The organism is Geobacillus zalihae (assembly GCF_030414215.1).
Lineage (GTDB): Bacteria > Bacillota > Bacilli > Bacillales > Anoxybacillaceae > Geobacillus > Geobacillus zalihae.
Genome location: NZ_CP129217.1, coordinates 2,022,554 through 2,043,011 on the forward strand (window position 1 = coordinate 2,022,554; position 20,458 = coordinate 2,043,011).

Below are 20,458 nucleotides of genomic sequence, written 5' to 3' on the forward strand. Positions count from 1 at the left end.
CCTTCTTCATCACATACAATCTTCACTGCGCCGTATATCCTCCATCGATTACGACCGCCTGCCCGGTGACACCTCTTGCTTGTTCGCTCGCTAAAAACATCGCATAGTTTGCAATTTCCTCAACCGACAACAGACGCCGCTGCGGCACAAGTGGATAAATGACCTCCTCCAATACTTTTTCTAACGGAACATTTCTTGTAGCAGCTAAATCACTCAATTGGTTGCGGACAAGCGGTGTATCAACGTATCCTGGACATAGGGCATTGACAGTAATTCCATACGGTGCTCCTTCAAGGGCCGCCACCTTTGTTAAACCAATGACCCCATGCTTCGCGCTATTGTACGCCGCTTTTCCGGCAAACCCAACCAAGCCGTTAATGGATGCGATGTTAATAATACGGCCATAGTTTTGTTGCTTCATCGTCGGAAAAACATGTTTAATAGCCATGAATGGGGCTACGAGCATAACATCAATAAGTTGTTTAAATTTCTGCGTCGGAAAATCTTCAATATTGGCTACATACTGCAATCCCGCATTGTTAATCAGAATGTCAATCCGCCCGAATCGATTCAACGTTTCATCCAAGGCCATTTTAACCTCTTCTTCAGATGTGACATCGCACTTTAAGCCAATCGCCTCATACCCGCTATTTTGCAGCGATTCAGCCGCTTTCTCCACGGCTGTTTTATTGATGTCTGTCAGCACGACTCTACTGCCGTTTTCAGCAAAGGTTTTCGCCATTTCATACCCAATTCCGCTCGCTGCTCCGGTAATAAACATTACTTTGCCTTTTACCACCATCTGATCCCCCTATTCCCACCGATGTTTCATCAAAACGTGGTGCCCTCAATGCCTCAATAAAACGAAATTTGGCTCTTCACCACAACATGTACTTGACAAGCAATACGGTTTCCTGCACAAAGATGTGCAAAAATCACTGATTTGTTGATTTTCCCTCACAAGCGTAAATAGGGTATGTTCAGAAAAAATCAAGTACAACTTTTGGTGAAGAGCCCGAAATTTCCCTTTTTGCATACTTCTTCAGATTCCTAAACCAAGCGAAAATAAAATGATTGCCAACACCGTCCCTAGCGCAGGAACAATCACGGTTAAAGCCCCTACCGCATTATAGGCATCCTGATGGGTTTCCCCACAAATCGCTCGAATCGTTGTAACTACATATCCGTTATGCGGCAACGAATCAAGCGCTCCAGAAGAAATGGCAACCACACGATGCAATGCTTCCGGATTGACTCCCATATCCAAATAGTGCGGCGCGATGAGCGGCAACGCAATGGCCTGCCCCCCAGAAGCCGACCCCGTCATTCCTGCAATAACACTAACCGCAATAGCTCCTCCAATTAAAGGGTTACCCGGAATGCTCGTAATTGTTTCCACCGCTGTCTGAAAGGCAGGAACCGCTTTAGCAACACCGCCAAAACCGACCACCGCTGCTGTATTCCCTAAAGCGATTAATGCTCCGATCGTTCCTTCGGAGACAGCATTCCCGAAATTTTTGAAATACTTATAATTGCATACGTACGTGGCGATGACACCGCCAAGTAAAGCCACAATGAGCGCCGACTGTTTTAAGGAATCATGAAATACAAACGAAATCACTAATACAACCAAAAGCGGGATGAGACCGAGAACGGGGTGAGGCAGTTCTTGGCCTTCTTCAACCGGATCACCTGGTCTAGAAACAAATCTCTCCCCTCTTGCCACTGCTTTATCGATCATTTTCTTTAACCACCAGTAACCGAACAAGGCCATAAAAATGGCAACAATAAGGCTAACTTCCCAGCCAGCGTATGGAGATGTCTTTAAATATTCAATCGGAATCCAGTTTTGAATTTCCGGAGATCCTGCTGACGTCATTGTAAATGTTACAGAGCCAAACGCAAGGGCTGCCGGAATAAAGCGGCGCGGCAAATTGGCTTGCTTAAACAAGCTCACAGCCATCGGATAAACAGAAAATGCCACGACGAATAAGCTGACTCCTCCATATGTTAAAACGGCACAAGCAATCACAATGGCTAATGCTGCATGCTTCATTCCCAACTTATTCACAATCCACTTGGAAACACTATGAGCGGCCCCACTGTCTTCCATTAACTTCCCAAAAATGGCGCCTAATAAAAACATTAGATACCAAGATTGAATAAAGCTTGAGAATCCCGTCATATAATTTCCGACTAAATTTGCTTCTCCTTCGCCAACCAACTGCGGAAATAGCGGCAATCCGCTGAAAACAGCCACTACGAATGCGCATAGTGGCGCAGCAATAAATAAATTCATTCCTCTCATGGTTAAATAAATGAGTAATGCCAATCCCCCAATTAGACCGATCATGCTCCACATCCCCGATCACCCCTAGACAAAATTATGCCTGAATAAGAAGCGTTTCATCGATCATCAATGTTGGTTCTGTCAGAGATTGAATCTCTTCGACGCTACTTCCATCCAAAATTTCTACTAACTTCAAGCCATTCTCGGTCACATCGATAACCGCTTTTTCGGTAATAATGCGGTTGACCACTTTCCTTCCTGTCAACGGAAGACTACACTTTTTCACAATCTTCGGTTTTCCATCCTTGCTAACATGCTCCATAACAACAATAATCTTTTTCGCTCCATGCACTAGATCCATCGCTCCTCCCATGCCTTTAATCATTTTTCCAGGGATCATCCAATTAGCAAGATCACCCTCTTCCGAAACTTCCATTCCTCCTAAAATAGCTACATCGATATGACCGCCACGGATCATGGCAAATGATTCGGCACTGCTAAAATAGCAAGCTCCGGGAATAGCCGTTATCGTTTCTTTCCCGGCATTGATTAAATCGGGGTCTACCTCATCCTTGAGAGGGTAAGGTCCAATCCCTAACAATCCGTTTTCGGACTGCAGCACCACCTTTTTATGCGATTGAATAAAATTGGCGACAAGAGTTGGTATTCCAATCCCTAAATTGACGTAGAAACCGTTTTCAATCTCCTGTTCAGCACGCTTGGCAATTCTTTCACGAATGGATTGTTTATTCATTGTTTTCACTTGCTCCCTTCTTTGACATACTAGCGAACAACTAGACGTTCAATCCGTTTTTCTTGTTTTCCAACTACTAATCGTTGTACATAAATGCTTGGCGTATGAATGTGATCCGGATCCAATTCTCCAATTTCCACAAGTTCCTCCACTTCTGCAATCGTAACTTTCCCTGCTGCCGCCATCATCGGGTTAAAGTTACGCGCTGTTTTGTTGTAAATCAAATTCCCCATTTTATCTCCTTTCCACGCGCGCACTAAACTAAAGTCAGCAACTAACGCCGTTTCAAGAATATACTCTTTGCCGTTAAATACTCGTACTTCTTTCCCTTCCGCAATCGGGGTGCCAACTCCAGCAGGAGTATAAAATGCCGGTATTCCGGCCCCGCCGGCGCGAATGCGTTCTGCCAACGTTCCTTGGGGAATTAATTCAACTTCTATTTCCTGATTGAGAACTTGGCGTTCAAACTCCTTATTTTCTCCAACATAGGAAGCTATCATTTTCTTAATTTGTTTATTTTTCAGGAGCAATCCAAGTCCCCAGTCATCCACGCCACAATTATTAGAGATGACTGTTAATTCCTTGACCCCGGTTTCCACTAGCGCGAGAATTAAGTTTTCTGGAATGCCGACAAGCCCGAAGCCGCCAACCATAATCGTTGCTCCGTCCGGAATGTCTTTCACCGCCTCAATAAAAGAAGAATGTATCTGCTTCATGGACGTTTTACCTCCCCATCTATGTTATTGCTTCCTTCATTCATCTATGATAAGCAAGAATGATGCCAACAAAATATATAAGAGAAGACAGAATAACGAGTTAAACATCCCTTTCCTTATTCCGAAAACTCGGACATTCGTTCAATAAAAATACAAAAACTTTACTCCTTACTCAACCACAAACACCACTTCACCTGTGTATTGTTTTCACAAAAAATCCGGAATCTCGGAACACATTCCAAGATTCCGGAAAACTAACCATCCAGACCATATTTTTTTAACTTCTCATACATCGTTGACTTGCTAATCCCTAGAGCCTCAGCTGCCTTTAATTTATCGTTTTGATGAAGCGACAAGCTTTTTTTGATAATTGCCTTCTCCGTTTCCTCAAGCAGCTGCTTTAGTGTTTTTCCTCCCAATTGATATACGGAATTGGCTCTTAAATACTCCGGTAATGCTTCAACCGTAATCGTTTCTCCATCAGCAAAGTGAACAGCCACTTCCACGACATTTTCAAGTTCACGAATGTTCCCCGGCCATGAATGTTGAGAAAAAATATGCCATACGTTCTCATCGATGGCTGTGATTCGTTTTCCTGCGCGTTTGCTGATCTTATTCACGAAATGATGCACCAATGCGCTGATATCCTCTGGCCTCTCACGCAACGGGGGAATGGAAATCGGTACAACATTAATACGGTAGTATAGATCGTCACGGAACCGCTTTTCTTCGATCATCCTTTCTAATGGCCGGTTGGTAGCAGCGATAATCCGTACATCGACTGGAACTGTTTTCGTTGACCCCACCGGTTCAATCTCCTTCTCCTGCAAAACGCGCAACAATTTCACTTGCATATGCAATGGCATATCTCCAATTTCATCAAGAAAAACCGTCCCACCATCAGCTAACTGAAACTTTCCTTTTTTTCCACCTTTTCTCGCTCCAGTAAAAGCTCCTTCTTCGTATCCAAACAATTCTGATTCGAGTAAGTGCTCGGGAATAGCGCCGCAGTTGACCTTGATAAACGGCTTATGGCTTCGGCTGCTTAACTGATGAATGCTATGGGCGAACAACTCTTTACCCGTGCCGCTTTCCCCGCGAATCAACACCGAAACGTCACTATCAGCAATACGCTTTACTCGCTCCTTTAACATTTCCATTTGTTTTGATTGGGAAACAATATCTCTTAATGTATATTTCGCTCCATTGTCTTCCTTCCATTCCTCTAAATACGTTTGTAATTGCAGCAACAAACTTTTAATATGGCTATTCATCCGTTTCCATTCATGAATATCGCGAAAAATAACCGTTCCGACCGCCCCGATGATTTTCCCATTGATCACAATGGGAATACGGTTGGCAATCATATAGTTTCCTTTTATATATTGCAAATCGGCCCTCTCTTCTTTTCCTGTTTGGACAACAATATGCATTCTTGTATTTTCAATCACCTCTGTTACGTGCTTGCCAATGACCTCTTCCTGCTCTTTTTCCAAAAACTCGCAATAACTTTTATTCATATAAATGATTTTCCCTTTTTCATCCACAACAACAATTCCCTCATGAGCACTGTCAATAATGGTTTTCAGCATTTCGTTCTGAAAGGCTGTAGATTTGTTCTCCATCATCTCCCTCCCATTCGTATACTGGTATTGTCAAAAGTTTATCATCTACACTCACAGTTTTTCTTTTATTTTTGACAATTGAAAAATCAAACCTTTTGGTTGGTGCTACCTCATCTGTTCGTACACCTCATCATACTGCTTCGCCAAGTCAAAATCGAGCTTCGTCAGCCCTTTCGCCCGCCATGAAGACAGTTTCACGGTGATGAGCTTGTAGTCGATGGAAATGAATGGGTGGTGGTTGGCGTCTTCCGAAATCGCGGCGATTCGCCGGACAAACTCGATTCCTTGCAAGTAGTCTTGAAAACGGTATTTTTTCACAATCCACCGCTCATCGGCCAGCTTCCAGCCGTCCGCTTTTTCAAGCAGTGCTTGCACTTCCTCTTCCGTTAACCGCATCGTTATCCCTCACCCTCTATATTTTGAAATATGCCAGCCAGCGAAACCGTCAAATCAGCGAACAAAAACGAGACGAGCACATCGCCTTCGCCAAAGACGCTCCGCCTCTCATACCCTTTTTCACCGCGGCCGTACACTTCCACCGTCCGATGCAGCGGATCGACGATCCAATATTCCTTGACGCCAAACTGTTCGTACAACATATACTTTTCGTTTCGATCTTTCAACGCTGTACTTGGCGAAAGCACTTCCACTACCAAGTCAGGCGGACCATCGCAGCCTCGGCTGCCCATTTTGCTTTGATCGCAAATGACGGAGATATCTGGTTGCACGACATGCTTCGCCTGTTCATAGTCCGCCTGCTCATCAAGGCGTACATCAAATGGCGCCATGACAACCGTGCATCCTTTTTCACGAAAAAATGCCCGCAAAGCGACATACAATTCACCGACGATAGACTGGTGGACCAAGGAAGGGGTCGGTGCCATGTTGTAGGGCACGCCGTTGATCAGCTCCCACCGTCCGTCCCACTTGACATAATCTTGATACGTATACCGTTCCTTTTGCCGCTCGGGCGGCTTCACGTCCATTCCCCCATCCGCTTGCTTTACCCTTATTATACCATCGGACATCCGCGGCCGTCATACAACATAATGCGCTTCTGTGAAAATGCACGTGCTGGGATGGGTCATTTTTATCCTTGGGTAGAGGGCAAACCGTTGCCCATGGACCTTTTCCGTGAACATGCATACTTCTTGATAGTCATTTTCATCCCCGGGTTTAGGGGAGCGAGTCGCCCATGAGACTTTTCCGTGAACATGCAGGACTGACGCGTGAATTTCATCCCCGGGTGGAGGGCAAAGCGCGCTGCCCATGGAACTTTTCCATAAAAAGAGCCATCCGATCGAGATGGCTTTTTCGCAAAATACTCGTTTTAAGGCTGCAAGCTCGCCAACTGCTCGGCAAGCCGCAAATAAAAGGCGCGAATATCAAATGACGGATTCGGGTCAACGCCGATGATTTCCAAATGGTCGACGTTGTACGTTCCCATATCATTCCAAACCCCTTTTTTCAACGTCCCGTCATACGGCACGATCCGATCGCTTGATCCACGCTTTGGACCGTTCATGGAAACCGTATTGACAATGCCATCGTTCTCCAACCATCGGTCGTCAATGCCGAGCGTCGGATTGCGGTACGAACCGAGAAACGGAGCGCATACGACCGCGCTGAATGCATTCATTCCGAGTTCGGGATAATGGTTGCCTGTGAGCGCTCCGCGATACGTCCGTTCTGTAGAGAAACTCAAATAATACGTATTCGGGCTTGCTTGCACCCATTGATTCAACTTCTCAGCTCCGGAAACGGATAAATCGTAGCGGGCGGTATCTGTGGACGTCCAAACAGGGGAGCGCTTGAGCCGTTCAAAATAATGGTCGAACGATTCACCCGGCTGGCGGCGCAGTCCCCATTGGTCGAGCTTAAAATCGTATACTTGACTCGTGTACGGCACGTTGCTGGCGACAGCCGCCGCTTCCAACACCGCTTTTTGCAAGTCAAAAAAGCGATCGGTGAAATCAACCATGTTGACAAGCGTCGTCCCGTCATGAGGAGTGGCGATGGTCGTCACACTCAACACAAAATGATGTCCACCTTCAAACAACGGTGACAACGACACGTTATGCGCCTTGGCGTACTCCCGCTCTTCTTGGCTTCCGTTCTCTAGGAGCGAGACAAGCATGCGGGCCGTCTGCCCCCCTTGGCTGTGGGCGATGATATGGATGCGGCCACCCCTTTTCAATTCCGGCAACAGGCCGGGATAAGTGCGGCCAAACCGCGCATGGCCGTGCTTTGCCGCATGGGCTGCCCCATAATCGACCGTCCCGCCGACAAGCTGAGCATACGCTTCACACGCCCGGTCCCAGTTGCTCGAGAGCGGTCCGACCGCCAGCGTATACGTTCGATAACCGTTGTCGTTCAGCCATTGTTCGATATCGCCGCGCACGCCGCCCCAATACTTGAATCCAAACATTTCCTCTCGTCCCCATCCGGTAAACCCATGGAGAAGCACAATCGGTGCATCATTGGCGCGTAGGGATGCCGCTTCCGTCCGCCCTCCCGGGACCGATAGGCCGAACACAAACCATAATCCGAGCAACACAAACATAATCCGACAGCATTTCATCACGCTCTCCTTCTCCTCCCCTCGAATCGACTGAACCCCTTTATTCCGAATTACCTGAATATTCTATACTAAATAATCAGGCTATTCAATCCCGGCAATTGTCGGGTTTTCTGATGAGGGAAAGAGAAAAATGCACTTTTGTGCCGTCATATTTCGTTTCTCGCCGACAGCGAGAGGGTGATGCACTATGTCATGGCAGCGTTCCATCACGCCCTCGTACGGATAGTTGGCTAATCCACAAACGGCCCGAACTTTTGCTCGTAATGGGCGAGCGCCAACAACGGAAAAATGTAGCGGTAGCTATGGTAATGGATGTAAAAGGCGCCCGCCATTCCTTGCCCAGCGGGATACGAAGCCGTCCAGTCCGGATGGCGGAGAAGGCGAATAAGGGCGCGAACGCCGGCTTTCATTTCCGCGGTCGGACGCTCGGCGGCGGCGATGAGGGCATCAAGCGCCCAGGCGGTATGGACCGGCGTGCTGGCGCCAAGCGGCACATACATCTTGGCTCCGTCGCTTTTGCATGATTCCCCCCAGCCGCCATCAGCATTTTGGATGCTTAAAAGCCAATGAACAGCTTTTTGCATCGCCGGGTGATCGATTGGAACGCCGACAGCCGAAAGCCCCGTCACCGCCGCCCATGTGCCATACACATAGCAAATCCCCCAGCGCCCATACCACGAACCGTCGGCTTCCTGATGGTCAAGCAGCCAGTCGACGGCGCGGGCGACGGCGGGGTGGTCTTTTGTTAATCCAGCGAACGTTCCGAAATATTCAAGCGTCCGTCCGGTCAAATCGGCTGTTGATGGGTCCATCAACAAAAACTCCGCCCCTTCGATCGGCAAATACCGCCAAAACCGTTTGCCGACATTCTTTTCAAACGCCGCAAACCCGCCGTCATCGTTTTGCATCGAAAACAGCCATCGGTTCGCCCGATCCCATGCATGGCGAAACGCCGTCTCTTTCGCTGCCGCCCGGCGGATGGCGCGCAGCGCAGCGGTCGTATCGTCAACGTCCGGGTTCATCGTATTCACATCAGAAAATCCCCAGCCGCCCGGTATACCGTACGGGTTGTGCACCGCCCAGTCGCCATAGCGGATATGCTGGCGCGACAACAAATAGCGGTTCGCTTTTTCAATCGTCCGGTCCGTCAAGGGCACGCCCGCTTCTTGCAGCGCGTAGCTCGCCAACGCCGTGTTCCAAACGGAAGCGGTCGTATATTGCATATGCGTATGCCCATCGATTTCGGTCCGCAGTGAGCGCAAACCGCGGATAGCCCGCTGAATATACGGATCATCTTTCGGATAGCCGAGCGCGAGCAGCGCAAAAATCAACAAAAACGTCGAGCTGAAATAGCTGTACAACGTTCCGTCTGGCTCGATATGATCCAACATATAACGGACGGCGCGCTGTTCGGCGGCATGATGCAGCTGGTCCGGAAGTCCGATGAGAGATCGCTTGATGTACGACCATAGCGATCGGCTTTCAGGCAGCCGCCAGTCGTTGCGGGAAACAACCAAATCGGACAAGTCTGGGCTTTTTGCCGTCCTCCGGCTGTACCGTCGCTCCGCGGCGACGAGAAGCGGAATCATGTTCGCTCTTCCGTACACGGAAAGGTCATACATATTGAGCGGAAACGACGGGGGGAGAAGGAAAAAGGCAAGCGGCAGCGGAAACCGTCTTGGCCACGGGTGCTGTCCGGTCAATGCGAGCATCACTTTCGTAAACAAGTGGACACGCTCTAGGCCGCCCATTTCCAAAATGCGCGCTTTCGCCTTTTGCATATGCGGGTCGTTTTTTTTCCGATAGCCGGAGTAAAGCAGGGCGTAATACGCCTCGGTTGTCGCCGTCACGTTGCCGTCGCCTTCATCGGCAAACAGCTTCCACGCCCCATTCGGGTCCTGGCGGCTTTCAATACGTTCGACAAGCGCTTGAATCAACGGTTCATCATGTATTCCGAGCGTCCGCAATAAAATGATCATATAGGCATCGGTGGAAATACCGGTTTCAAACGGAAACCGCCACGATCCATCAGCCGCTTGCGATTGCTTGAGCGCATCGATGAGCACGCGCCGTTCATCGTCCACTATTCATCGCCTTCCTTTTTCGAAAATCTGCTTCTTTCCATATTTATTCGATTCGCAAACCCGCGATGCGCCAAGAGGGGGATTCATCATGCGCTGCCGAAAATCAAAAACCTCGTCTCTTCCCCTTTCTCTCGTCGATCTTTATCGGGAGCTGAAGAAAAAGAGAAAGAAAGAAGCAACAACGATATCAGAACGCGATCTGACGGCCAAAGAGCAGCAGCTCATCAGCCGCATCCAGGCGATGACGGCGGAACAAAACGAAAACAATGTCACCCGGACAACGGCCTATCTCGATTTTTACTTGCGCCATCGCGAAATTCATTGGGCATTTTTAGGGCATATGGTGTCGCGCAACGGCGGCTGGAATATGACCGACTTAAAAGGGGAACTGCTCATGAGGCTGCTCTCGGAAGACGACCGGCAGTCGTTTTTCGCCTTTTTGGAGCGCGGCAATTGGCTCATTTTTCAAGACATTTATCCACAGTTTTTGTTGTATGAGGAAAGCAAAAAGCGGGGAGAGCCGTTATTTTATTTATTGCCATGGCTTGGCGTCTCAACGTTTATGGAAACGATATGGCGCCATTTTTGGCGCCACGGCGACCCGTACACGCTCGCCATCGCCTTAGTCGTGAACGAACAAAGCTATTTGGAATCCCGCGTCATTCAACATCCTGCTTTTCGGCAAACGGTTTTTCAGACGCTGGAGTTTAAACTGCAGGAACTACTCTGCTTCAACCATATTTTGTTTCCGCATGACGACGGCCGGGGCGGCACCGCCTTGATCGGCCAAACACTCCACGAGTTTGAGTCGCTCCATGAACGCATTTTGCTCGGCAAACGGCTGTACTCGATTTTGTTTGACGATGAAGAAACATTGGAAAACGCTGTGCGCTGGGCGGTGCGCCATCCGCACACCGGCTCGCGCAAAGACTATTGGCCGCAGCTGTTTAACGACGTATGCGAATCGTTTCCACGGGAGCCGTACCGCCGCCGCATCCGCGATTGCCGAATCGTTCCCGGCGCCCCGCGCCTATACAGCCCGCAGCTTCGTCACGCGTGGAAAAACGTCGTCCATGAAGCAGCCGAACCCGGCGATTGGTTTACCGACCCGCACGTTGTCGGCTACCTTGTCAAACCGGAACGACCGACGAATGGAGAGATTGTGGATGCCTATTGTGAAACGCTCGAAAAAATGGAGCTGGCGATCATCGCCAAACACGCCTTCTTTCATGCGCGCTAGCCGCCGCGCCTACGTGGCTTCAGCGCTGCTTGCGTCTTGGACGGGGACGTATTTGGATTTGTATTTCGTGGGAAAAGGGCTGTATGCGTTCCCGAAACGGCCCTTTCCTTCTGTCTTTTCGATCGATATTTTCTTTACGGCCGTCGTTCTTCCGCTCGGCACCGTCTTCTTTCTTGCCCTCATGGAGCGGCTTAGCCGCCTTGGGCGCATGGGGCTCATCGCTGCATTGTCGGCATTGGCGGCCGCATTGGAGGCCAAAGCCGAGACGTACGGTTTGTTCACCCACACGGCCGAATGGAGCCATTGGTATTCAGTTGCCGGTTACGGTCTTTTTCTTTCAATAATATGGGAATTTTACCGCCGATTCCAAACGGTGGACTAGCACGAATGGCGCATAAAGGCAATGGCAGCGAGCAACGATAACGGGGAACAAACCGAAAAGACGAGCAGCTGCCGGATAGGAGGAATCCGATTGAGAAGAAAAAAAGCCGCATTCCTTTGCTTGGCTGTCATCGCCGCCAGCGTTGCCCTCATCGCCCAACCGGACACGGATGGAAAAGCATCCAAAACGGGCGGACGGGCCGTCATAACGATCTACTTGGCAGGTGATTCGACCGTCGCCGCCGCCCCCCGCTCCCGCGCTCCCCGGGCCGGATGGGGTGAAATGCTCGATGATTGGTTTGATGACAACGTCATGGTGAAAAATATGGCCGCTTCCGGCCGCAGCGCGAAAAGTTTTGTCGAGGAGGGGCGGTTGGCTCGCCTGTTGCATGAGATGAAAAAAGGGGATTACTTGTTCATCCAATTTGGCCATAACGATGAAAAGGTGAACGACCCGGCGCGCCACACCGAGCCGTTCACCACCTATCAGGCATATTTGAAACAGTGTATTGACGGCGCCCGCGCCAAAGGGGCGACTCCTGTCCTCATCACCCCGGTCGAGCGGCGGCGCTTTTCCGCCGACGGACGAGCGCTCGATTCCCACGGGCCTTATCCTGCCGCCATGAAAGCGCTGGCGAAACAAGAGCACGTGCCGGTTATCGATTTGACGGCGAAAAGCAAACAGCGGTTTGAACAGCTCGGTCCGGAGCGGACGAAACGGTGGTTTTTATGGCTCGCACCGGGCGAACATCCCAATTACCCGAACGGCATCAGCGACAACACCCACTTTCACCAGCGAGGGGCGAAGGAAATCGCCCGGCTCGTCGTGGAAGGAATTGTCGAACTCAACCTTCCTCTTCGCCGCCACCTCATCCGTTCACCGGAACGGGAACATGCGCCAAGCCGCTAGGCCGGCTCAGCCCCGTCCCTCCACCGCAGCAGATCCATCGCCCATCCGCGAACTGCTGCCGCCGGCAACGCCTTTTTTTTGGCTTGCTGCCGATGCCCGTCCGATCCCGGATGAGCAATCTTTTTGGCCCTTCACTCCCTCGCCCGACGCCGCTGACCGCCTACCGGGCGCTTTCGACAAACGACGCCTGACGGCCCGACGACAAATGATACGTTTTGTCCAGCAGGCGATGGTACATCGACGCGAGCACTTGCTGAAACAGCATGCCAAGCACAACCGGCACGCTCACCGGCGGCGGAAAGTAAGTCATCGCCAGCACCGCGCCGGCGCTGATGTTGCGCATGCCGCCGGTAAACGTCAGCGCAATGATGTCCGGCGGGGCAAATTTCAACCAGCGGGCCGCCATCCAAGAAAGGAAATAGCCGGAGCCCGCAATCACGAAGACGAGAAACGCCATGAAAACCAAGCGAGCGTCAGCATGACCAAAATACGGAGCGACAACCGCGCTATTGATCATGACAACAAGCACAAGCGCCAGTTTGGAAAATGGCGCCAATCCCCCCGCCAGCCGTTCATTCGCGCGGCCGGACAACCGCTCGCTGACCAACATCCCGCCAAGCGATGGCAAAATAATCATAAAAAACAACCCGAGCACCATTTGCCAAACGTCGATCTCGACCGCGCTTCCCGCAAACAGCAGCAACGTCAGCGGCACAACGGCCGGCGACAAAAACGTATCAATCAAAATGACGGACAGCGCCAACGCCAAGTTTCCCCGTCCGATCGACACCCAGATGAAGCTCGTCACCCCAGTCGGAATGGCCGCCGCCAGCACAAAGCCGATCACCGTCAGCCGATCGTGGCCGAAAAACAAATGCCCAAGCCCAAACGCCCAAAGCGGGATCACGAGGTGAAGCAAACATAACGCCGCCGCGATCGGACCGGGGTGAATAAGCGCCTCTTTCAAATCAGCCAACCGCAGCCGCAAACTGCCGCTAAACGTCATAAACGCAAACAACCACGGCACAAGTGCGGCATAATCGTGCAACTCGTTAGACAGCCATACACCGATCACTACGCTCGCCGGCGTCAGCAGCGGCAACACCTTCTCAAGCCGGCGGTTGATCGATTGCCACATCGGTTTCATCTCCCCATCTCGCCTTCAAGGACGCGTTCGCATTTCCTATGCCTACATTTTTCTATTATACACCGTAGCCGTGCAAAGAGAAGCACAAAACCGAATTGTCTCAACATACAAAAATTCCAGCTGTTTTCCGTATGGCAGACGACGATCATGATTCATATACGAACACGCCGTTCCGCTCATCTTTTTGTACTTGGCCAATGGACACTAAATACTCCAAATGCGCCAACGTTTCCGCCACCGCAAACCGCCATTGGTGCGCCGTCAGCGGCTTATGGCCGAACACAAGATCAGCGATGTCATAAGCGGTGCGCCCCTTTTCCGTCAACGCTTTCATTTTTTTCAGCCGGTGCTCATGATGGCGGAAAATATCACGGATCCGCTCGCGAAATTGACGGATGACAGCGCCATGGGCAGGCAAAGCCACCTCCACATGGAGAGCCTCCACATTGCGCAACGAAGCGAAATATTGCTGCAGCGGATTCGGATGGGCGCCCGGCCATACCCCGATGTTTGGGGTGATGCGGTCAAGCACATGATCAGAGACAAGCAGCTGGCGCGACTCTGGCTGATAAAAACTGATCAACCCATCGCTGTGCCCCGGAACCGGAATGACGGTCCATTGCCGTTGGCCGAGCACAATTTCATCGTCAGCCAACACTGTTAGTACAGGAAACGGACTGACGCGGAGCGACAACTTCTCCATACTCTCTTCGATGTCCGCCACAAGGTCTTTCGGGACGCCGTGGCGGCGAAACAGCGCAGCCACTTCGCTCGCCTGGCGACTCTCTTCCCCCCACACTCGTTCCGCCATCGCATAATCAGGCTCACTGATCCATACAGGCGCTTCCGTTTGTTGCTGCATCCACCCAGCCAGGCCGAAATGGTCCGGGTGAAAATGCGTGATGTAAATGGCGCGAACGTGCCGCGGCTTGATTCCAAGTTGCCGAAACACTGCTTCCCAGGCGCGAATCGCCTCAGGATAGCGAAAGCCGACGTCGACAATGCTCCATCCATCCGTTTCTCGGCATACATAACAATAAACATGCTTCATCGGAAATGGGACTGGGATCGGAACGCGGTACATTTCATCTCCTATCCGCTCCATTTCAATCTGCGTCATCCATTCTCTCCCCTTTTCTTTACATCAACACCTCTTTTTTTCACCAAACAACAAAGACAACTTAGTTTTATTTTATACCCGTGGTGCTAGATAAACTTGATCAAGCATAAAAATAGCCCTTGCTGGCGGATCTCCAGTAGAATGAAAGTGTCACCCAACATTCGAAAGGAGAGATCCCCCATGCAAGAGCACTTTCATTTTACTACAGATCCAGCCAAACTTCAAAAACAATATGCCGCTATTTTCTGTTTTGTTTCTGCCCAACTGTCGTTGATTCAAATGTATCTTCATCGCCGCAACCGTCACTTGGTCAAGCAAGAAGACGAAGTGGTCATGGCGGTTCACCTTTTGGGGAAGCTGCTGGGCTTTTCTTCCGAACGAGCCTGGCATCGTTTTGTCACGGGAAATTTGTTCACAAACGGCTCGTTTCTTGAACGCTCCCGATACAACCGCCGCTGCCGGGCGCTTGGTTTCGCCATCAAATGGATCCGTCATGAGCTGGCGAAACGTGGCCAACACCATGCTTATGCGGTCGTCGACAGCTTGCCTCTTCCGTTGTGCCATCCCGTGAGAATGCAGCGCGTCAAGCGGTTTCGAGGGATCGCAGATATGGGGTATTGTGCTTCCAAAAAGCAATGGTACTACGGTTTCAAGCTGCATCTTCAAGTGACCAATCAAGGGCTGGCCATGGGCTATGTCGTGACGGAAGCGTCCTGCCACGACGTCAAAGCCGCTGAAACGGTGATGACTCAAATCCCTCATCCCTACAACTTTGGGGACAAAGGGTACATCAGCCACGCTCTTCGAGAAAAGCTGTACGAAGAACACCAAGTCGCGTTCTGGACACCGTCTCGACACAATCAAAAGCACGGCCCATCCAAGGCATGGGAAGAATGGATCCAAAAAAAACGCAAAGTCATCGAGACGGTGTTTTCGATTCTCGTAGACCAATACCGGATCACCGACATTCGAGCGAATTCCATGGCCGGGTTTGAAGTGGCACTCGATGGCATCTTGTTGGCTTATTCCTTGGTCACACTAGGGCTGGTTGAGCGCTGACGCTCAACTAGCACCACGGGTTATTTTATATTTCTGAATATTTAGTTAACAAAAATATTATGCTACAACCCTTCATCTTTTTCAACTTTGAAAACCATGGTTCTAAAACAAAGAAGGCGCCCCTCCATATAATCGGGGCACCTTGTTAAGATCATCTTATATAGATCCAATACTAGGCCAATATACAGCGAGTCGCTGTATTTTATTATTTTGGATTTTTCTGATCGTTGATCTGCCAAGAAGCCATTTCTTCGGCAAACTCCGCCGCAGCAGGCTGCATCGTTCCCATCCGCCGGCTCATCCAGCGGTTGAGGCCGCGAATCACGTTTCGCATCGGTCCTTGCGTCATCGGCGCCATGCGTCTCCCTTGTCTCGCCCCCAACATCGCGGCTGCCACCGCTCCTAAGCTTACGCTGACGAGCGTCCAAATGGCGTTATGGTTTCTTCGCCGTCTAACAACCCCCAACCATGGATTCCACAACCCGCGGCCGCGCTGAACGCGGAACAGACGGAATAAGCGGTCCATTGTACCTCCACCTCCTTTTGCTCGACAGCTCCCGTTCAACGGTTAGCATACGTTTCCTCTGAAAAAGTCATACATGGAAAACATTCGATGCCAACGGGAAGTTCTTTCTATATAAAAAATTCCATATATTTCACTATTTTCAACCTTTTCATGTCCCTATATACTGAATTCGTATATACAAACAAACGGAGGTCACGACATGAAAAACATCGTTCCTTTTGCTTTGGCCGCATCCATAGCCACTGTATGGCCAGCTTCAGCGTTCGCCATTGAACGCAACGATCCAGCTTTAGAGCAGTATTTAAATGAAGCAGGGATCACAGTCGAAGAGCTGGAAAATTATTTGGACTATGAAGGCTATTCGCTCGATGAGTTTGACAGCGTGGACGAATTGCGCCGTGAGTTCGGCGAGCCGCTCACGGAAGAAAATTTAGCTCAGTTGCTCGCCAAACACGGATTGACCGAACAACAGCTTCGACAAATGCTCATCGACAATGGAGAAATGGAAGAGTCACAGGCCATTACTGATGTGTTTTTATTTTACAATGATCTGGAAGAATATATCGAACTGTTTAAAGATTACTCCGTTCCGATCACGGATGAAACGTTGGCCGCCTTTCTAAACGAACGCGGAATGACAAAGGAAGAGCTCATCGCCCTTCTTGATCGGCATGGCGAATCGTTGGCCGATTACCACTCGATCGGCGAGCTGAAAGATATCGTCGATTATTATCGAAATTTGACGCCGTTGACCGAAGAAACATTAAACAAATTTTTACAAGAAATTGGCATGACGAAAACGCAATTGGAAAAACTGCTGTCTAAAAACGGCGATTCGCTTGACAATTATGCGACGGTCGAGGAACTGTCGGAGGCCGTCATCGACTACTTGCTTCCGGATTTAGACGAGCTTGGTTTGACGGACGCAGAGTTGGAAAAGCTCTATCACCATTTTGAATCGCTTAATATGGAAGATCCACAATTCGCCGAGAAAATGGAAGAAATCGGTCAACGGCTTGAGGCGATCGGTGCGTACGATTTTACAAGCGTTACGGAGTTATCGCCAACGCAAATCGCTGAGATCGCCAATGTATGGACCGACCTGCTTTCCACATTTCAGCTGGAAGCGAAGTTTTATTTGTCAAACGGTGGCGAGAAAAAGCTGCTCAGCCTGTCGACGCTGCTGACAATGGAATCAGCGAACGGCTACGATTTGCTTGTTGAAATTTACAGCACCGAAGGCGAGCTGCTGGCTGATTTTGTCGTGACCGAAGAGATGTTTGCCTCCGACATATTCGATGAAATCGGCGAAGACTTGCAACAGAGCGGCCAGGCAGCGAAAATCGAAAAAGTGGTGAAACCGGCGCCGCCGAAACCACTGAAGCGGACCGAAGCCGGAGCGAAACTGCCGAAGACGGCATCCCCGTATGCCGCTTATATGCTTTTTGGTTTGACCTTCATCGGTGCCGGCGCATTCCTTGTCCGCTTCCGCCAAGGAGCCGAGGCGAAATAAATGAACCGGAAACGGCTCGTGCGCTTTTTTGGAGCAAGCTTGATCGCAGCAGGAATCGCCGTAGCCGCCGTTAGCGGCTTGAAGTGGAAAAACGGCTTGGAGGCGGTCAAACCGCTGTCTGTTGAAATAGAGAGACAAACAGGCGCTGCGCCGATGCAAATCCAAAGTTCACTCTACCCAAAACAGCCCAAAATCGGCGAACAAATCGGCGAACTCATCATCCCGAAGCTCAACATGAGCCTAGCGATTTACCACGGTACAGATGAAGACGAGTTGGAAAAAGGGGTCGGCCATTACGCCGGCAGTGTCCTGCCAGGAGAGGCGGACAACTGCGTGCTTTCTGGCCATCGCGACACGGTCTTCCGCCGTCTTGGCGAAGTCGGCCAAGGCGATCTCTTGATCGTCCGTACGTCCGCCGGCACATTCACCTATAAAGTGCGCAAAGTGCGCATCGTCGACGCCGACGACCGGACGGTCATCGTTCCAAAGCCGAAAGCGACACTCACCGTTTCCACGTGCTATCCGTTCCGCTACGTCGGCCCTGCTCCGCAGCGGTACGTGCTCGTCGCCAACTTAATCAATGATCGCTCTTAACCTTGCAAAAAGCGAAAGGATGGCCGAAACAAGGGCCATCCTTTTTTACTTCACTTCGTACGCGGTCCAAGTCGGCTTTTTGATTTTCGCCGACAGCGAGACAATTTTCCGTTTCACTCGGGCTGCTTCCCCTCCCGCTAACGGCATCGGCTGGTAGTTGTTCCTTGTCGTCACCGATGAAATGCGAAACGGGATGACGCGGATTTCTTTTTTGGCCGTCCGCTTGCCGTTTTGAAAAGAAAACACCTGCTGGAAAACAAACGTATCTTTGTCGCTCGGGTTTTTGTTTCCGCCAAACATAAAATTCCCTAAACTGTAGACAATAAATTTGCCTTTGTACTCCTCGATCCCTTGCACGACGTGCGGGTGATGGCCGACGACCAAATCGGCGCCGCTGTCAATCGCAAAGCGGCCGAGCGCCTTTTGCGTGCTGTTTGGCACATAGCTTCGTTCCACTCCCCAGTGGAAATGGACTAGAATGATGTCGGCTCCTTGTTTCCGAAGCGTGCGAATATCGTTGGCGATTTGCTTGCGCAACGTGCGGGTATTGCTCCAACCTTCATAGCCGAGCGCCCCGACTTGAATGCCTTTGACCGTTTTCATGAGCCGAAGCGTACGGCCGAAATAACCGATCTTTTCTTTTTTTAGACTGGCGATCGTATCGTTATATCCTTTTTGCAAGTAATCGTATGTATGATTATTGGCCAGATTCACCGCCTCAATGCCGCCATAAGTTAAGATTTTCGCATAACTCGGGTGGCCGCGGAAACGAAATGTCTTGCTTGCCTTGCGCGTCGAGGTCGTCAGCGTCGTTTCCAAATTGACGGTCGTAAAATCGTCCTTTTTGAAGATCGGCTCAATGTATTTCGTAAAATAGCGCAAGCCGTGCTTCTTTGCTTCTTCATCAAACGAATACGCATAGCCATAATTTTCATCGCGCCCGAGCGTCACATCGCCCGCCGCGCTGATGGTGATGCGCACTTCGTTCGGGTTCGGCGCCGCTTGTTTGGCAGAGGCTGACGCTATCACCATCTTATCGATCGGACTCGGCAGCGGCGGATGCTCGATGGTTTGCCCCGCCGGTTCATTTGGCGCCGCCAGCACTTCCTCGGCGCCGCGATCAGCTGCGTTGCCGCAGGAAAATAAAAAGATCGACGCCATACACAGAAGCGCCGCGTTTTTCCCCTTCGTCCATCCGTTCATGCTCCCTCTCCCATCCATCTATTTTCTTCAAACTGCCAAAACTTCTGCTAATGACGTATTCAACACACCCCCTCTTTATCCCTTTTCTTTCCCTCAATTTAGGAATGATGGCCTAGCCAAGCCATGATATAATGAGCTTGCAGGCGTTTCCCCTCTATTTCCACATCTCGGACTCCTCACGTTTCATGATTGAAACGCCCCAAGCAAAATCCCCTCTCGATAGGGAGGTTTCTTCATGGAAGGGCTGTTGCGGCAGTTAACCACACTTGTTCAAGGGCTTGTCGATGACATGTCCGTCCTGAAGCAAGACATGCAAACGGTGAAGCAAAAATTGGGCCAACTTGAACAACGAATGGACAAACTGGAACAACGGATGGACAAGCAGGAAGAAGAGTTGCGCTGGCTGAAAGAGCAGATGAAAGAAAACACGGACATGATCAAAGCGATCCGCGACAATCAACTCGAGCAGCACAGCATTCAAGACGGCATGCGCCATGAAATCGCCAGCCTCCGCGGAGAAATGGCCGGCATTCGCGAGCAGATGGCCACAAAAGACGATCTTTCCCGCCTTCGCGAGCAAATGGCGACAAAAGAAGACATCTCCCTCATTCATCAGCGGCTTGATTATCAACTTGGCCGCATCGCGAAAGTGGAGGAGGAGATGTATTTGCTGAAGAAAGTAGATTGACACTCCACACGCTTAAAGGCATGGGAT

At 50.4% G+C, this 20,458-nt stretch carries 20 protein-coding genes; 7 read left to right on the forward strand and 13 right to left on the reverse strand.

Translation table 11 applies throughout. From position 1 onward, the window contains the following. Positions 1-22: 22 nt before the first annotated feature. The 9 genes from QWV57_RS10140 to shc form a co-directional block, all read right to left on the reverse strand. Entirely contained in the window at positions 23-802 is a 780-nt protein-coding gene (locus QWV57_RS10140; RefSeq protein WP_015375065.1) for a 3-hydroxybutyrate dehydrogenase, read from the reverse strand. 240 nt (positions 803-1,042) lie between these two features. After that, a complete protein-coding gene (locus QWV57_RS10145; RefSeq protein ID WP_020279038.1) occupies positions 1,043-2,362 on the reverse strand; it encodes a GntP family permease in 1,320 nt (439 codons plus the stop codon). Between the two features lie 22 nt (positions 2,363-2,384). Next, positions 2,385-3,044, reverse strand: coding sequence for a CoA transferase subunit B (locus tag QWV57_RS10150; protein WP_041470504.1), 660 nt, complete (start codon positions 3,042-3,044; stop codon positions 2,385-2,387). 29 nt (positions 3,045-3,073) lie between these two features. Continuing rightward, on the reverse strand, positions 3,074-3,760 hold the full coding sequence (locus QWV57_RS10155; protein WP_015375068.1) for a CoA transferase subunit A: 687 nt from the start codon (positions 3,758-3,760) through the stop codon (positions 3,074-3,076). 254 nt (positions 3,761-4,014) lie between these two features. Further along, positions 4,015-5,388 (reverse strand): sigma-54 interaction domain-containing protein, encoded by a 1,374-nt coding sequence (locus tag QWV57_RS10160; RefSeq protein WP_423219847.1) that lies wholly within the window; start codon positions 5,386-5,388, stop codon positions 4,015-4,017. A gap of 102 nt (positions 5,389-5,490) precedes the next feature. Further along, positions 5,491-5,781, reverse strand: coding sequence for a 4a-hydroxytetrahydrobiopterin dehydratase (locus QWV57_RS10165; protein ID WP_081133181.1), 291 nt, complete (start codon positions 5,779-5,781; stop codon positions 5,491-5,493). Positions 5,782-5,783: 2 nt separating this feature from the next. Continuing rightward, positions 5,784-6,371 carry a Uma2 family endonuclease gene (locus QWV57_RS10170; protein WP_033005000.1) on the reverse strand — a complete coding sequence of 196 codons (588 nt, stop codon included), beginning with the start codon at positions 6,369-6,371 and terminating at the stop codon, positions 5,784-5,786. A 344-nt stretch (positions 6,372-6,715) separates the two neighbouring features. Then, positions 6,716-7,966: an esterase/lipase family protein gene (locus QWV57_RS10175; RefSeq protein WP_033004998.1), complete on the reverse strand. Its 1,251-nt coding sequence runs from the start codon at positions 7,964-7,966 to the stop codon at positions 6,716-6,718. Positions 7,967-8,196: 230 nt separating this feature from the next. After that, on the reverse strand, positions 8,197-10,053 hold the full coding sequence (gene shc / locus QWV57_RS10180) for a squalene--hopene cyclase (RefSeq protein WP_060788778.1): 1,857 nt from the start codon (positions 10,051-10,053) through the stop codon (positions 8,197-8,199). Between the two features lie 85 nt (positions 10,054-10,138). On the opposite strand from shc, the gene QWV57_RS10185 reads away from it, so the two are divergent. The 3 genes from QWV57_RS10185 to QWV57_RS10195 all read left to right on the forward strand — a co-directional run bounded on the left by QWV57_RS10185 (position 10,139) and on the right by QWV57_RS10195 (position 12,581). After that, a complete protein-coding gene (locus tag QWV57_RS10185; RefSeq protein ID WP_060788779.1) occupies positions 10,139-11,290 on the forward strand; it encodes a DUF2515 domain-containing protein in 1,152 nt (383 codons plus the stop codon). Then, positions 11,280-11,672 carry a CBO0543 family protein gene (locus tag QWV57_RS10190; RefSeq protein WP_015375075.1) on the forward strand — a complete coding sequence of 131 codons (393 nt, stop codon included), beginning with the start codon at positions 11,280-11,282 and terminating at the stop codon, positions 11,670-11,672. Before QWV57_RS10185 ends, QWV57_RS10190 begins: the two co-directional genes overlap by 11 nt. Before the next feature lie 90 nt (positions 11,673-11,762). Then, entirely contained in the window at positions 11,763-12,581 is an 819-nt protein-coding gene (locus QWV57_RS10195) for a rhamnogalacturonan acetylesterase (RefSeq protein WP_081133178.1), read from the forward strand. A 160-nt stretch (positions 12,582-12,741) separates the two neighbouring features. Here the strand turns inward: QWV57_RS10195 and QWV57_RS10200 are convergent, their stop codons facing one another. Both QWV57_RS10200 and QWV57_RS10205 read right to left on the reverse strand, forming a co-directional pair. Beyond that, positions 12,742-13,719 (reverse strand): bile acid:sodium symporter family protein, encoded by a 978-nt coding sequence (locus tag QWV57_RS10200; RefSeq protein ID WP_081133183.1) that lies wholly within the window; start codon positions 13,717-13,719, stop codon positions 12,742-12,744. Positions 13,720-13,873: 154 nt separating this feature from the next. Then, on the reverse strand, positions 13,874-14,848 hold the full coding sequence (locus QWV57_RS10205) for an MBL fold metallo-hydrolase (RefSeq protein ID WP_020754271.1): 975 nt from the start codon (positions 14,846-14,848) through the stop codon (positions 13,874-13,876). Between the two features lie 180 nt (positions 14,849-15,028). Between QWV57_RS10205 and QWV57_RS10210 the strand changes: the two genes are divergently transcribed. Continuing rightward, the gene (locus QWV57_RS10210; RefSeq protein WP_014195983.1) at positions 15,029-15,907 is read left to right on the forward strand and encodes an IS982-like element ISGsp1 family transposase; all 879 of its coding nucleotides are present in this window, start codon (positions 15,029-15,031) and stop codon (positions 15,905-15,907) included. A 205-nt stretch (positions 15,908-16,112) separates the two neighbouring features. Here QWV57_RS10210 and QWV57_RS10215 read toward each other — a convergent pair whose 3' ends face one another. After that, positions 16,113-16,433: a hypothetical protein gene (locus tag QWV57_RS10215; RefSeq protein WP_015375079.1), complete on the reverse strand. Its 321-nt coding sequence runs from the start codon at positions 16,431-16,433 to the stop codon at positions 16,113-16,115. A gap of 199 nt (positions 16,434-16,632) precedes the next feature. Between QWV57_RS10215 and QWV57_RS10220 the strand changes: the two genes are divergently transcribed. Both QWV57_RS10220 and srtD read left to right on the forward strand, forming a co-directional pair. Further along, positions 16,633-17,946 carry a processed acidic surface protein gene (locus tag QWV57_RS10220; protein ID WP_301099760.1) on the forward strand — a complete coding sequence of 438 codons (1,314 nt, stop codon included), beginning with the start codon at positions 16,633-16,635 and terminating at the stop codon, positions 17,944-17,946. Next, the gene (gene srtD / locus QWV57_RS10225; RefSeq protein WP_068895656.1) at positions 17,947-18,540 is read left to right on the forward strand and encodes a class D sortase, LPxTATN-specific; all 594 of its coding nucleotides are present in this window, start codon (positions 17,947-17,949) and stop codon (positions 18,538-18,540) included. A gap of 45 nt (positions 18,541-18,585) precedes the next feature. Here srtD and QWV57_RS10230 read toward each other — a convergent pair whose 3' ends face one another. Further along, positions 18,586-19,743 carry a CapA family protein gene (locus QWV57_RS10230; RefSeq protein WP_060788993.1) on the reverse strand — a complete coding sequence of 386 codons (1,158 nt, stop codon included), beginning with the start codon at positions 19,741-19,743 and terminating at the stop codon, positions 18,586-18,588. Between the two features lie 235 nt (positions 19,744-19,978). Here QWV57_RS10230 and QWV57_RS10235 point away from each other — a divergent pair, with 235 nt between their 5' ends. Then, on the forward strand, positions 19,979-20,431 hold the full coding sequence (locus tag QWV57_RS10235) for a hypothetical protein (RefSeq protein WP_020754266.1): 453 nt from the start codon (positions 19,979-19,981) through the stop codon (positions 20,429-20,431). Positions 20,432-20,458: the final 27 nt, after the last annotated feature.